Genomic DNA, 14,235 nt, shown 5'->3' on the forward strand with positions numbered 1-14,235 from the left:
GACAATTTCAAGCCGCTCTTCTTTGGTAAATTGTTTCCTCATTTTCGACATCTCATCGAGTTGATTGGTTAAAAATAGTAACCAAGTCAATCAGAAGTAGCTGTCTACTATTGTGGGGAGCTCCAGGCGGAAGGGTGCTTTCCATTCCGTCCTTCAATTATTCCATCCTTCAATCCTTTAAAAACCTGGCACCTGCCCTCCGGGCCCAATTTGCGGCCTATTTACTGGTCGCTCCGAGCTGACTCATCAATTCCGTGGCCCGCTTTTTGGGCAGAAAGTTTTTGTCCGCCGTGGCCCAAACCTCCAGGGCAACTTCTAAACTTTCTCGGGCGGCGGCCGGGTCTTTCTTGGCCAGGACGCGGGCCAACTCCAGGTGAAAGTCGGGATTCCGCTGGTACAATTCCAGCTGTTCCCGCAACAATTTTTCGGCCCGGTCGAGCCGTCCACCCAACCGCAAAACTCGCGCCTGAGCCAATTCTCCACCCGCAATGTCGAGCCCTTCGTCCATCTGTTCGGCGACCAACTGCGCCGCGGCGGGATACTCTTCGTTGGCGACGGTTTCGTAAAGCTCAGCCATGAGTTGCATGGTCCCGCCCAGGGCCGCAAAAGTAGGTCGGCACTGGATCAGCTCCTCCATTTCCGGCGGGTTCGTGGCGTCGTAAACGGATCGGTAAATGGCCGTAAAGCACTCGTACATCCGGCCGCGCTCGGCGTCGTATTGCTTGAGTTCAGCGATCAACTCCTGAAGGCCCGTCTGATCGCTTTTCAGAATCTTCATTTTGGCCCGGTTGGCGTACTGATCCTGCAACTGGACGTTCACCGGGATCAGGGCCGAAGCAATCTCTATCCGATCCTCCATCAGTTGCTCCGCTGCCCGAATGCGGCCATCGTTGATGGCGATGTTGATCAACCAGTCCATCGCAGTGATGGAATCTCGAGTGACGCCGGTTTCGGAGAGAATGTTCTTCACCACTTCTTCGGCTCCGCCAAAGTTTCCGGCACCGTATTCCAGGGAAGCCAGCTTAAACTGAAGCTGATAATCGAAGGGGTCGAGGGTCATCAGTTCCTTGAGGAGCGCTCTGGCCTCGTCGGGCTTGTTCCATTTTTGGTATAAATCGATGTATTTGCTCTTATTCCCTTCCCGGGTGGGAAAGTCCTCCGAGAGCTCATCCAGGGTAGCCTTGGCCGCCTCAAAGTCTCCCTTCTCTACGTACAGAGCGTACAATCGGTTCAGGGCATTTTCGCGATCAGAAATCGCCGCGGCCTCCTGCATCAATACGATGGCGCTATCCACGCCGTATTCTCGCTGGTAGTAGGCACTTAGGGCCGCGTAAGGACGGTATTCGTAGGGAAAAAGCTTACGCTGCACCTCCATCAAATCGTACAGGGCCTCAAACTTCCCCTCCAGGTTGTAGAGTACCGACTTATAGTAAAACTGATCGCGGTCCGGTAAAACTTCAGCGAGCTTGATGGCGCGACGGACCAGGACTAACGCGCTGTCCCGTTGCCCCATCCCGTAGGTTTTATCTCCCGCCTGAAAGTGGCAGTCGGCGCAGGTGGGGTCGATGGTCAGGGCACGCACGAAGGCCGCCCGGGAGGGTGGCAACGCCCCCGGGTTTTCGATGAATTTCTTGCGACCTTCCACGTAGGCTTTTAGCGCTTCTGGAACGTCGGTCAACAGGCTGGAGGCCGGCAGATCCGTCGTGAATTCATCTACGGCGATGGGATCGGGCAGTTGTTGGATGATGCTCTCCTTGAGCAGGTCGACCGTCGCGTAGGGTGAAGCAGCCTCGGCGGACAGGTCATAGACCTTCTTGCCATCGCGGGTGCGGTAGATGCTGCCGGATACGGAAAACAGCCCCTCCTTTTCCTTAAAGGCTCCGCTGATGAAGTAGTCCGAACGGACCCGTTGGGCGATCCCACGTTGGGTGCTTTGATTCAGGCGGGTGAAGTACGCCAACTCGAACAATCCGTAGTATCCCTGCAGGGTCAGGCCGTCGTACACGTAATATTCCGGACGTTGTTCCAGGTCCCGCATCAACAGGTTGGAAAGGCCCAGTTCCCAGAAGTCCTGCTCCGCGTTTCCGGTGTTGTTCTCGAAGGGGAAGATGGCCAGCTTCTTGATGGCACTGGCCTGGGGGACGCTGCGGACATTCCCCTCCAGGTCGCGGGCCGTGGCGGCAATGTCAACCACGACCTCGACTTCTTGCTGACCACCGTTGAACAGGAAAACGGCGAGCCCGAGGGCCACCAACAGGTTCGCCCCCACGAATAACTGACTTCCCTTACTGATTTTTCCCTCGCCACCCCGCACGTACAACAAGACGGCCACCGCCGGCACCGCCACCAGCCAGAGCACCAGGTATTTATCCACCAGGCTACCCGATAGCTCGTAACGGTTGACCACGAACTCCAAAAATTGCAGTAATCCGAACCCGACCGCCAGGTAGGTACCCAGGAGCTGGGGGACTTTCCGCTCCCACAAACGGGACAGTAAATTTGAAGATGGTGTGGTTGACATAGGGATTCATTAGTGGTTGAGATGGAGGGAACCGATGGCTTATTCAATAACAACGCGGAATCCCATCGCCTTCATGCCTCCTTTGGCGTCGGCACTGGGATCCACAAAATCGTAGGCGCCGTAGCCGTAGCTTCCTCCCTCCTGCGCGTACTCCGCAACGTTACCGCCTAGGTCGTATACGTTCGCCTTGCCCACCTTCGTGGGGGCAAAACTACCGGCCGCTTTGAACAGGGTCGTTTTGACCTCTTCCATTTTCGTGCGGAATTCCGGAACCTCATCCACCGTAATGGCGTAACCCGCCCAGTAGTTCAGGGTATTTTCCTTGGGTCCGGTCGTACGGGCCTTTTTGTGCAGGGCCGCTGCCTCTTTGGCGTTGGGCAGTCGGGCGGTTTTTCCCAGTTGCTTGCTCAGCCAGTCGAGGTACATTTTTGCCTGAGGACGGGTCACCCGCGCGGGGTGGTTGCCCGCGTTGGTTCCGTAGCGGTGTTCACGGTCGTAGGCGGCATACTGGGCGTTGGTGACCTCGAACCGACCGAGGGCAATGGTGTCCTTGCCCAGGCTTACCACCTCCGGCACCAGTTTACCTTTCGCCTGCACGCCAAATAAATCTCCCACCCGGGCCAGCGTATCCTTCGCCAGCACCATGGCCAGCGGGCTATCCTTCTTGAAGGCCCGGTTCTTGGTGTCGGGCTTTCCGAACAGGTAGGTGTCAATCCACCGCAGCTCTTCGTTCATCTTTCGCTGCTGGTGGGTGATCTTGCCCAGACCGTGGGGCTGGCCGGGAAACCAGAGGAAGCGTACCGGCGCTTTTTCGATTTGCTGCAGCGCCCGGTAGTACTCCCATCCCTGGTCCCGGGGAACCGCCCGGTCTTCACTGCCGTGGAAAATGATGGTGGGCGTCGTCACCCGTTCCAGCTCAAAGAGCGGTGATTTGAGGATGTAATTTTCGTTGTAGGTCTTGCCGCCAATGTTGTCCCAGGGAGCCCCGCCAAAGTAACTTTGGTCGAAAGAAACCCCGAAGCGACAGGTGCCGTAATCACTCGTCCAGTTGACGTCACCGGCCCCCGGACAGGCAACCTTGAACACCTCCGGATACCGGACGGTGAGCATCGTGGTCAGGATGGCGCCGTTGGACCACCCCATCGTACCGATGGAATCCCGGTGCACCATCCCCCGCTCGATGAGCCAGTTTACCCCGTTCATGATGTCTTCCATCTCGGGGTCGTAGTAGTTCTTTTTGATGCTTTCCACGAAGGCTTGTCCGTGGTTGGAGCTACCGTGGTAATTGGGTTTCAACACGAAGGAGCCGCGCTGCGCCAGCATCTGGGGGTAGGTACTCCACCGCTCGCTCCAGCGATCTAGGTCCACCCCGGAAGGCCCGCCGTGGATGCTCAGCATCAGCGGGTAGGCCCGTCCTTCCTCGTAGTCTTCGGGGTAGTAGAGGATGCCGGTGACCATCTCGTCGTTCCAGCCTTTCCATTCCACGACTTCACTCTTTGTGATGCGCTTCTTTTTCAGCTTGGTGTTGAGCTGTACCACTTCTTCTCCTTCAGAGAAGGTAGCTCCGTCGAACTTCGCCACGTAAAACCTGGGTAACTGGCTGGAAACGGAGTGTTCAAAGATCACCCGCTGGTGGTCGTCGCTGACGGCCAGCAGGCTGACGTGATCCTTTTTATCGCCAAGGGCCAGTTCGGTTTTGGTCCAGCCGGAGGCCGTTTTCCGGTAGTAGGCTTCCCGGCGGGTCGCCCGGTTGGCGAGGCTGGCGTAGAACCCGTCGCCCATGACCGTCATGCCGCCCCCGACGCCCAGCGCCCAGTCCAGGTCCACTTTGTCGATGGAGTAATCGTTGAGGTCCAGATAGTAGACCTCGCTCATGCCCGCACCGTCCCACTCGGGGTCGCTGGAGCTGACGGCCATGAAGTACAGTCCGGCGTTATCGTCGGTGAACTGCAGCCCCCGGGGCGTCTGGTAACCCACCAGGATTTGCCGGGTGTCGCCCGACTTCATGTCCCGCACGAAGTAGGTCGTCTTGGGCTGGGCGTCGGCGGCCTGGTGGGGGCTACCCGCCAGCCAGTAGGCCATCATACTGCCATCCTTCGACAGCGTGTAACCGCTAACGGGCTTTTCGTCTTTGGTGATTCGACTCACCTTTTTGGTCTTGAGGTCCAACTGATACAGGCGGTTGATGCGCCAGCTGGCGGTATCCTCAACGACCACTACGTTGTCCTTTTTCTTTTCCAGCTCCTGCTGCACCAGGTCCTTACCCTCGTAGCTGACGAAGGCCAGGGTCGTACTGTCAATCCAGCGGGGACTGCTGATCCCGTTTTTGAATTCGTGCACCTGTTCGGGCTCGCCGCCGTACAGACTCATGCGCCAGAGCTTGTTGCCCTTTTCCCGGGAGCTGAGAAAGTAGACGTATTCCCCGTCCTTGCTGAAAAAAGCGGAGTAGGTGCTTTCATCACCCTGCGTCAGTCGGTGGGTGCGAAACTTGCCGTCCTTCTTTTCCGTAAGCCTGGTCAGGTAAAGGTCCGAGACAAAGCGATCCTTCTTCGTAACCGCACGCCGCTTGCTCCACAGCACCATCTCACCGTCGGGGGAAAACTGTACGGAACGCATGTATTCCGTATTGAGGATATCGTCGACCGTCCAGTCGGTAGCTTTTTCGCTCTGGGCGAGGACGCAGGTGCAAAGCAGGCTCAGCAGGGAGCAAAGCAAGAATTGACGCATGGTATTTTGGGTATTTCAGCCCGCAAAATAACAAGGATTGTCGGTATGAAATCCCAATTGGGCCACTAAGCCACTTCACCTGAAGGGTGAGCAAAAAAACAGGTCACCAATTGTGAACCTGCGGGCAGCTTACTTTTTTCCCATCGGTCAATAGGATAAAACACAGTACTTTTAAAATCCCCGCTAAACTCCAAAAGAAGCGATGATCACTTTCTTTCAATCGGCAAAGCGCTACTTACTCGCCACGCTGTTCTTGTTGTCCCCATTTTTTGCGCCCCTCTTTGCTCAGGACGTGGAGGCGGCCGCCCTGGCCGTGGAGCGCCTGCTGGATCAAAACGGCACCACCGATATCTACCAGTTCGTGGACAAGTTTATGACCACCGGGGCGGATTCCGCAACGGTCAGGAAAATTCGCGCGCTGCAGGCTGACTTAAAGGGACTGCGGGACGGCATCGGCCTTGATCTGGATGATGATGGGGCAATTCTGTCCCTATTTGCCAACGGAGTAGAAAAAAGATTGAGGATTCTATACGATTTCTCCCAGGATGTAGTCACGGATCTATTCATCATGGCACCGGAAGAAAAACTGGTATTTGATCCGGATCATCCGGAGGAAATCCTGGGGTTTCTGAAGGAACAGGACATGGCGGGAGTAATCTTCATCCGCCAAAACGGAAAGATTATTCTGGAAGCTCCCTTTGGGATGGCTAATCGGGCGTTGAATCAGCCCAACGGACTTGAGACAATTTTTGCCATTGGATCGCGCCCCATCGACTTTACCACCGCCGCGATATTGCTCCTGGATCAGCGCAGCCAGTTGTCCCTGGACGATCCCATTGACCAGCACCTCGATCAGGTTCCCGCGGATAAAAAAACAATGACGCTGCGTCACCTGATGTCCGGCACCTCCGGCCTACCGGATTTCTTTGATCTGGAACAGGATTGGGATCCAGACCTTCAGTGGGTTGACCGGGAGGAAGCCGTTCGCCGAATGATGGCCCAAAAATTACGCTTCCCTCCCGGTGAGGGTCGGGCCCATTCTCACGGCGCTTTCGGCCTGCTGGCCGCCATCATTGAGCTGACCACCGGAAAAACCTACCTCGAATTTCTCCAGGAGAATTTTTTCACACCAGCGGAAATGCAGCGGACGGGAGAATACGGAGACCAACAAACCTTTACGATTACGGATTTTGCCGAGGGTGGAGGACCTCAACTGGTGGGCTTACCCAATATTCCACCCAACTGGGGGCCAACTTCCTGGCTCATCAAGGGTAGCGGAGGGATGTATTCAACCCTGGGTGACCTGCGTAAATTTTATGCACTGATCCGAAATGGCGACATCTTTGACGAAGAACACCAACGCTACTTTCAAGGAACATCGGTCAATGTTGATGGTTCCATGCGGGGGTTTGAGCTATTCAGCACCTATTATCCTCCCCACGGAGAAGTATTCCTCTTTCTCAATGCTCCCGGAGATCGAAACGTTCGCCGGAAAATTTTCCGGGCATTAGAGCAATTGATGAACTAGTTTATTTACTCACTCAACACCTGCTTATCGGAAAAGCTGGATGAATTGAGTGATATAAACTCAATTTTCGGGCTGTTTCATGTGTTTGTTTTCCGCCTTTCTCTTTCCAAAAGTGGCCTTTTGGGAACTCGCCCGGCATTTACTCTTCCTCCCAGTTCCTTAGTACCTCCCGAAGCGTACGGTGTTTTTGTCGGGCCGCACGGGCGTAGTGCTTCGCACAAAACCATTCTTTTCCGCGGGGGTGACCAACAACACCTCGTTCCCGGAAGCGTTCGTTGTAGGCCCGGTCCTCGTCGGTGAGCGCGAAGGTGAGTAAGCCAGATTCCTTTCCGGGAGCAAATCGTTCGCGGCAAACGGCGCAGATGGGTGGTCGCATATTCAGTACGGTTTTGGCTTGGTGAGATCCGGCCTTCCAGCCCAATACACTACACCAAAAATAAAGGTAGGCCACAATTCCCAAAGGCATTTACGGGAGTTAACACCCTACCCAAAGCCTTCCGGATTTCTGGTAAATTGACTTACAACCCACCAATCATGATCAAAAAAAATCCCGCCCCGACAACAGTCAGGACAGGATCGATCGGTAGTCTGATTCAATGTGCGTCTTTGGGCAGCGCAAGAATTACGCTCCCTTTTTTTTCTTTTGGGCCTGGGTCAGCTGTTCAATCTTTTCCTTCCGGATACGATTGTTTCGGGCATCCTCCCGGGTGCCTTCCCGGGTTTCCGCTGGTTGACGCTTCAGGCGTACCGCTTTACGGATGCCGCGTCGGGGGGACTGACGGCTGATGATGGCTTTGGCGTCTTCCCGATTTATGGTTGCCGGAGTACCGGTCTGCCGGGGGGCCTTACGGGTTGAGTCGTCCACCATGACATTACGTTTTTCAACGCGGGCGGGCGCTTCCATTTTCCCCTGCGCAAAGCTGTTCTGGGGGAAAAGGATCAGTAGACAAAGGGTAAATAAACCGGGGATTAAAGCTCGCATATCGGTGATGTTATTCACCCTTTAAACGTACGCCTCCCTCAGAAGTAACGGATTTTCCTAAACCTTATGCCCACCTTAGGAAAAGTGTTAAGGACCTCGAAAAACAGTTATACCGTAAGCGCCAGCTTTCCGCTGTCCCGGCTTTCCAGGGACGAGTCACCCTCCGAAAGGAAAGCATCCACGGCGCGGGCGCATTCCCGACCTTCGGCGATGGCCCAGACGACGAGGCTTTGACCACGGCGCATGTCCCCGGCCGCAAACACTTTGGGCACGGAAGTCTGGTAGTTGTGTTCCGGGCTGGCGGCCACGTTCTTGCGGGCATCCAGGCCCACACCCAGTTTCTCCAGTAATCCCTGGTGCTGGGGGTGCAGGAATCCGGCCGCGATCAACAATAGCTGACAGGGGATTTCCCGACGGGTCTCCTCCTGCTTTACGAAAGTATTGCGGCCCACGGCGTCCTTCTGCCAGCGGATTTCCACCACCTGAATGGCCCGGAGGTTGCCTTCATCATCGCCCAGGAAAGCTTCGGTCAGCATGGCGAATTTCCGGTCACAGCCCTCTTCGTGGCTGGTGGAGGTGCGCAGGATCATGGGCCAGTTGGGCCAGCTGTGCTCGTCCCGCATGGCGGGGGGCATGGGCATGATCTCAATCTGGGTGACCGAGTTGGCCCCGTGGCGGTTGCTGGTGCCCACGCAGTCGGCACCCGTATCTCCACCACCAATCACCACCACGTCCTTACCCCGGGCGTGGATTTCTTCCAGATGGCTGAGGTCATCACCCGCCACCCGTTTGTTGTTCTGGTCGAGGAAGGACATGGCGAAGTGGATGCCCTTCAGCTCCCGGCCGGGGGCCGGGATGTCACGCGGGATGGTACTCCCGCCGGCCAGTACTACCGCATCACATTGCCTTACCAACTGCTTGGCATCTACGTTCTCGCCCACATTGGCGTTCACCTCAAAGGTGATGCCCTCCGCTTCCATGAGTTCAATCCGCCGGTCAATGACGTGCTTTTCCAGCTTGAAGTCCGGGATGCCGTAGCGGAGCAGTCCGCCAATCCGGGTGTTGCGTTCGTAGACCGTGACGGTGTGTCCGGCCTTGTTCAGTTGGGCCGCGGCCGCCAATCCGGCCGGTCCGGAGCCCACGACGGCCACCGTCTTTCCCGTTCGGCTCTGGGGAGGTTGCGGGCGGGCATATCCCCGCTTAAAGGCCTCCTCGGCGATGCTTTTTTCGATGTGCTCAATGGCCACCGGTGGCTGATTGATGCCCAGCACGCAGGCCGCCTCGCAGGGAGCCGGACAAATCCGGCCCGTAAACTCCGGGAAGTTGTTGGTCTCACTGAGGATTTCGTAGGCCAGTTGCCAGTCCTCCTGGTACACCGCATCGTTGAATTCCGGAATGATGTTGCCCAGGGGGCAGCCGCTGTGGCAAAAGGGAACGCCGCAGTCCATGCACCGACTGGCCTGCTGCCGGGTCCGGGCCTCGGCCATGGGCTCATAGAGCTCTTTCCAGTCTTGTTTACGCTCCGCTACCGCTCTTTTCTCGGGAAGCTCGCGGGTATGTTTCAGAAAACCTTGGGGATCTGCCATGGTATTATGTCTTTGTCCCTGACGGGAAGATTGAGGTAATAATTGGGGGAGGTCAAACGACCTCGGCGACCTTGACGGACACGTTGGGAAGCTCCGCCTTCTGCTCCAGCACCCGCTTGTAATCGCGGGGCATCACCTTGACGAAGTTTTTCAATTCCTCGTCCCAGTTGTTCAGCAGGTCCAACGCCGTTTTGGAGCTGGTGTAGGAGAAGTGGTTACGGACCATCTGCTGCAGCAGCTGCTGGTCGAATTCGTTCAGGGCCTCCAGATCGGCCATGTCATCGTTCAGCTTTGAGGGGAAGGTGTTGTCCGGGTCGTAGAGGTAGGCCATGCCACCCGACATCCCGGCGCCGAAGTTTTTCCCGGTTTCCCCGAGGACCACCACCAGGCCGCCCGTCATGTATTCACAGCCGTGATCACCGACGCCCTCGACCACGGTTTTCACCCCGGAATTACGCACCGCGAAGCGCTCGCCGGCCGTACCCTTGATGTAAGCCTCCCCGGACGTAGCCCCATAAAAGGCCACGTTACCGATGATGATGTTTTCGTGGGGATCGAAGGTAGAGTTACGGTCCGGCACCACGATGAGGCGGCCGCCGCTCAGTCCCTTGCCGAAGTAGTCGTTGGACTCTCCTTCCAGCAGGAACTCGATGCCCTTGGCGCCAAAGGCGCCGAAGCTCTGCCCGGCGGACCCCCGGAAACGGATTTTTATGGCGCCGTCCGGCAGTCCCTCTCCGTGGAAGCGGCGGCTGATCTCGTTAGAGAGCATGGTGCCCACCGCCCGGTCCGTATTCTTGATGGGGAAGGTCGTGGAGACAGACTCCATTTCTTCCAGCGTCTGCCGGGCCACGGCCAACAGTTTGCGGTCGAGTACGTCGGACAGGCCGTGATCCTGAATGGTCTTGTTGTAGAGGCCCACCGTTTCGTCGGCAATTTCCTTGTGCAGGATGGGGCTCAGGTTCAGGCTCTTATACTTCCAGTGCTCGGCTTCGTTGTTGGGCTTCAGGTGTTCCACCTTACCCACCATTTCGTTTACCGTCCGGAAACCGAGGTCGGCCATAATCTGGCGCATATCCTCGGCCAGGAAGCGGAAGAAGTTGATGACGTGGTCCGGATCTCCGGTAAAGCGCTTCCGCAGTTCGGGGTTCTGGGTGGCGATACCCACCGGACAGGTGTTCACGTGGCACTTGCGCATCATGATGCAGCCCTCCACCACCAGGGCCGCCGTGGCCACCCCGTACTCTTCGGCCCCCAGTAAGGTCGCAATCACCAGGTCCCGGCCGGTCCGGATTTGCCCGTCGGTCTGAACGACTACGCGATCCCGGAGCTTGTTGCGCACTAGGGTCTGATGGGTTTCGGCCAGGCCGAGTTCCCAGGGCAGTCCGGCGTGGCGGATACTGCTCAGCGGACTGGCGCCCGTACCCCCGTCGTGACCGGATATGAGGATCGCGTCCGCCTTGGCTTTCGCTACCCCACTGGCGATGATGCCAACTCCAGCCTTGGATACCAACTTGACGTTGATCCGGGCTTTCCGGTTAGCGTTCTTCAGGTCAAAGATCAGCTGCGCCAGATCCTCGATGGAATAGATGTCGTGGTGGGGCGGCGGGGAAATGAGCCCCACGCCCGGGGTGGAGTGCCGTACCCGGCCGATCCAGTCGTCCACTTTGTGGCCGGGGAGCTGTCCACCCTCACCGGGCTTGGCCCCCTGGGCCATTTTAATCTGAATCTCGTCGGCGTTGGTCAGGTAGTGGCTCGTCACGCCAAACCGTCCGGAGGCCACCTGCTTGATGGAGGAACGGAGGTTGTTACCGTGCTCATCAAGCTGGTAACGTACTTCGTCTTCCCCACCTTCACCGGAGTTGGATTTGGCGCCGATCTTGTTCATCGCAATAGCCAGGGTGGTATGGGCCTCCCAGCTGATGGAGCCGAAAGACATGGCCCCGGTGGCGAACCGCTTCATGATGTTCTCGGCGGGCTCCACCTCCTCAATGGGGATGGGATCTCCCTTGCGGAAGGCCAACAGTCCACGGAGGGTAAGCGCCCGCTCGGTTTGCTCGTTGATTTCCCGCTTGTATTTCTCGTAGGCCTCGGGATCATTCTTCCGGGCCGCCAATTGGAGATAGTGGATGCTTTTGGGGTTGAAAGTATGGGCTTCACCCCGGCGTTTCCATTGATAGACGCCACCGACCTCCAGTCTCCGCTTGGCTACCGGCTTAGCGGGGAAGGCCAGACCGTGACGCACCAGTACTTCCCGGGCAATACCGTCGTAACCGATGCCCTCGATGCGACTGATGGAGCCACGGAAACATTCATCGACCACCTTACGGTTCAGACCCAGCACCTCAAAAATCTGCGCGCCCTGGTAAGACTGCAGGGTGGAGATGCCAATTTTAGACATGATTTTGAGCAGGCCTTTCCCAACCGCCTTACGGTAGATTTTCAGCACCTGTTTGAGATCATGCTCTTCCTCGTCAAAGACGCCACGGGCGTGCAAATCCGCCAGGGCGGCGTAGGTCAGATAAGGGTTCACGGCGCTGGCACCGTATCCGATCAGCGTAGCGAAGTGGTGGGTTTCCCGCACGTCGCCGGCTTCGATGACCAGACTGGTTTTGGCCCGCAAGCCCAGTTCCACCAGGTGGTGGTGTACCGCACCGGTAGCCAGCAAGCTGGGGACCGGGGCGTTGAAGCTATCCGCAGTACGGTCGCTCAGCACGAGGATGTTGTAGCCACTGCGGACCAGGCTCTCGGCCTGGGCCTTGATGTGGACGATGGCGGCACTCAGCCGGCCACTCTGCCCGTCGGCCGGGAAGACGCAGTTAATGACCCCGGAGCGGAAGTCCTGGTGGTGAATCTGCTTGATTCTGGCCACGTCGTCGTTGGTAAGCACCGGACTATCCAGATGGATGTTCTTGGCGTTTTCCGGACCGAACTCCGTGATGTTACTCGAGCTGCCCAGCATGGCAAAAAGGGACATGACACTCCGCTCCCGAATGGGGTCAATGGGAGGGTTGGTAACCTGAGCAAACAGTTGTTTAAAGTAGTTGGCCAGATGCTGACTCTGCAGACTCAGGGCCGCCAGCGGAGTATCGGCGCCCATTGAACCGATGGGGTCCTTCTGCGCCTTGATCATCGGCTCGAGCAGGAAATTTAGGTCCTCCTTGGTGTAGCCGAACAGCTGCAGCCGCTCGAAGAGGGTCTTGTCGTCCATCCGGGGGTCCGTCTTACGGCGAAGGGGCAATTCCTCCAGGTTGGTCCGCTGCTCGTCCAGCCATTCCCGGTAGGGAAGGCGCTGGCAGATGATTTCTTTAAGCTCTTCGTCACCGATTACCCGGTGTTCTTCCAGGTCGGCCACGAGAATCCGTCCCGGCTGGAGGCGGCCTTTTTGCACCACCTTTGCCTGATCCACCGGCAGGGCGCCCGCCTCACTGGCGACGATCAGTACATTGTCATCGGTCAGGCACCAGCGGCTGGGGCGCAGACCATTACGGTCCAGCGTGGCCCCCACCAGAATGCCGTCCGTAAAACAGATGGAAGCGGGACCGTCCCAGGGTTCCATCAGGGCCTTGGTGTATTCGTAGAAAGCCTTTTTGTAGTCGGGCATCTGTTCGTCGTGCTGCCAGGCTTCGGGAATCATCATCATCAGCGCGTGGGGGATGCTGATGCCGGTCATGGTGAGAAACTCCAGCACGTTGTCGAAATTGGCCGAATCCGACAGCCCGCTGCCGCAGACCGGGTAGATCATGTCCAGTTCCTCCTCGGTGAAGTTCGCCGATTCGCGGATGAGGCTTTCCTTGCTCTTCCACCAGTTCACGTTCCCCTGAATGGTATTGATTTCCCCGTTGTGGGCAATCATCCGGAAGGGCTGGGCCAGTTTCCACTTCGGTACGGTGTTGGTGGAAAAGCGGCTGTGCACCAGAGCGATGGCGGAAGTAAAATCCTGACTCTGCAGATCGGTGAAGTAACCCGGTAGCTGCCAGGTGGTGAGCTGCCCCTTATATACTATGGTCTTGTAGCTGAAGCTGGCGATGTAGAACTGGTCGCGGGTCTCGGGGTAGGTGCGGTGAATGTTGTGGGTGGCGAATTTGCGCAACACGTATAACTTCCGCTCCAGTTCCTGGGGCTCCATGTCCTTTCTCGGCTTGACGAACACCTGTTCAAAGCGTGGTTCTACGTTCCGACTGGTGGGGCCAACCTCCTCGTGGTCGGTGGGTACCTTCCGGTAGTGAATGAGGTCAAAACCGAGGTCGTGCGCGTAATCCTCGAACAGGAACCGGCACCGCTGAATCAGCTCCTTTTCGGCGGGTAGCAGCAGCATCCCTACCCCATACTTTCCCTTGTCGGGAAGCTCCTTACCCTTCTCCTTCAGTTTACGGGAAAAGAATTCATGGGGCACCTGAACCAGAATTCCCGCACCGTCACCGCTGTTGGGTTCGCAGCCGCAGGCCCCGCGGTGCTCCATATTCATGAGCATCTTCAGGGCATCCGTGACCAGGCTGTGGGAGGGAATGCCGTTCAAATTAGCAATGAATCCGGTACCACAGGCATCGGATTCCAGATGGGGAGAGTAAAGCCCGGAATCCCGGGGAGTATCGGCAACGTGACGCATAGCTCAAATCTTTCGGTTTCGAAGTAGCCTTCGACTAACTTTTGATTTGGCTTTACTTGGTTAAATTTCAAAAAGAGCAGTGGTTAGCTGTCCATCAACAATCGGGCGAACCCTCAAGATAGTTTATGAAGTGACCAAAACCCCCGAATCAACGAGGGAGAATCGCGCATTTTCACGACGGCCAACGACTTTATAGTACGGAAACCCCAGGTCGACCGCTGAACATAATTCCAATTAAAGCAATATTATCAATTTATTATTTTGAAATAATACGCATCCGCAAAA

7 protein-coding genes are annotated in these 14,235 nt (G+C 56.9%); 1 reads left to right on the plus strand and 6 read right to left on the minus strand.

The annotated features are described in order from the left end of the window. Nucleotides 1-217: 217 nt before the first annotated feature. Both E1J53_RS18585 and E1J53_RS18590 read right to left on the minus strand, forming a co-directional pair. Complete coding sequence (locus E1J53_RS18585; protein ID WP_134274279.1) at nucleotides 218-2,521, minus strand: tetratricopeptide repeat protein; 2,304 nt, start codon at nucleotides 2,519-2,521, stop codon at nucleotides 218-220. Nucleotides 2,522-2,560: 39 nt separating this feature from the next. Continuing rightward, a complete protein-coding gene (locus tag E1J53_RS18590) occupies nucleotides 2,561-5,248 on the minus strand; it encodes a prolyl oligopeptidase family serine peptidase (RefSeq protein ID WP_134274278.1) in 2,688 nt (895 codons plus the stop codon). A gap of 202 nt (nucleotides 5,249-5,450) precedes the next feature. On the opposite strand from E1J53_RS18590, the gene E1J53_RS18595 reads away from it, so the two are divergent. Beyond that, complete coding sequence (locus tag E1J53_RS18595; protein WP_134274277.1) at nucleotides 5,451-6,776, plus strand: serine hydrolase; 1,326 nt, start codon at nucleotides 5,451-5,453, stop codon at nucleotides 6,774-6,776. A 139-nt stretch (nucleotides 6,777-6,915) separates the two neighbouring features. Here the strand turns inward: E1J53_RS18595 and E1J53_RS18600 are convergent, their stop codons facing one another. The 4 genes from E1J53_RS18600 to gltB all read right to left on the minus strand — a co-directional run bounded on the left by E1J53_RS18600 (nucleotide 6,916) and on the right by gltB (nucleotide 13,950). Further along, the gene (locus E1J53_RS18600; protein WP_134274276.1) at nucleotides 6,916-7,152 is read right to left on the minus strand and encodes a hypothetical protein; all 237 of its coding nucleotides are present in this window, start codon (nucleotides 7,150-7,152) and stop codon (nucleotides 6,916-6,918) included. 246 nt (nucleotides 7,153-7,398) lie between these two features. After that, on the minus strand, nucleotides 7,399-7,758 hold the full coding sequence (locus E1J53_RS18605) for a hypothetical protein (RefSeq protein ID WP_134274275.1): 360 nt from the start codon (nucleotides 7,756-7,758) through the stop codon (nucleotides 7,399-7,401). Between the two features lie 107 nt (nucleotides 7,759-7,865). Then, nucleotides 7,866-9,344, minus strand: coding sequence for a glutamate synthase subunit beta (locus tag E1J53_RS18610; RefSeq protein WP_134274274.1), 1,479 nt, complete (start codon nucleotides 9,342-9,344; stop codon nucleotides 7,866-7,868). Nucleotides 9,345-9,396: 52 nt separating this feature from the next. Next, the gene (gene gltB, locus E1J53_RS18615; RefSeq protein ID WP_134274273.1) at nucleotides 9,397-13,950 is read right to left on the minus strand and encodes a glutamate synthase large subunit; all 4,554 of its coding nucleotides are present in this window, start codon (nucleotides 13,948-13,950) and stop codon (nucleotides 9,397-9,399) included. Between the last annotated feature and the right edge of the window lie 285 nt (nucleotides 13,951-14,235).

This window comes from Lewinella sp. W8 (assembly GCF_004375085.3).
In the GTDB taxonomy this organism is placed as follows: Bacteria; Bacteroidota; Bacteroidia; order Chitinophagales; family Saprospiraceae; genus Neolewinella.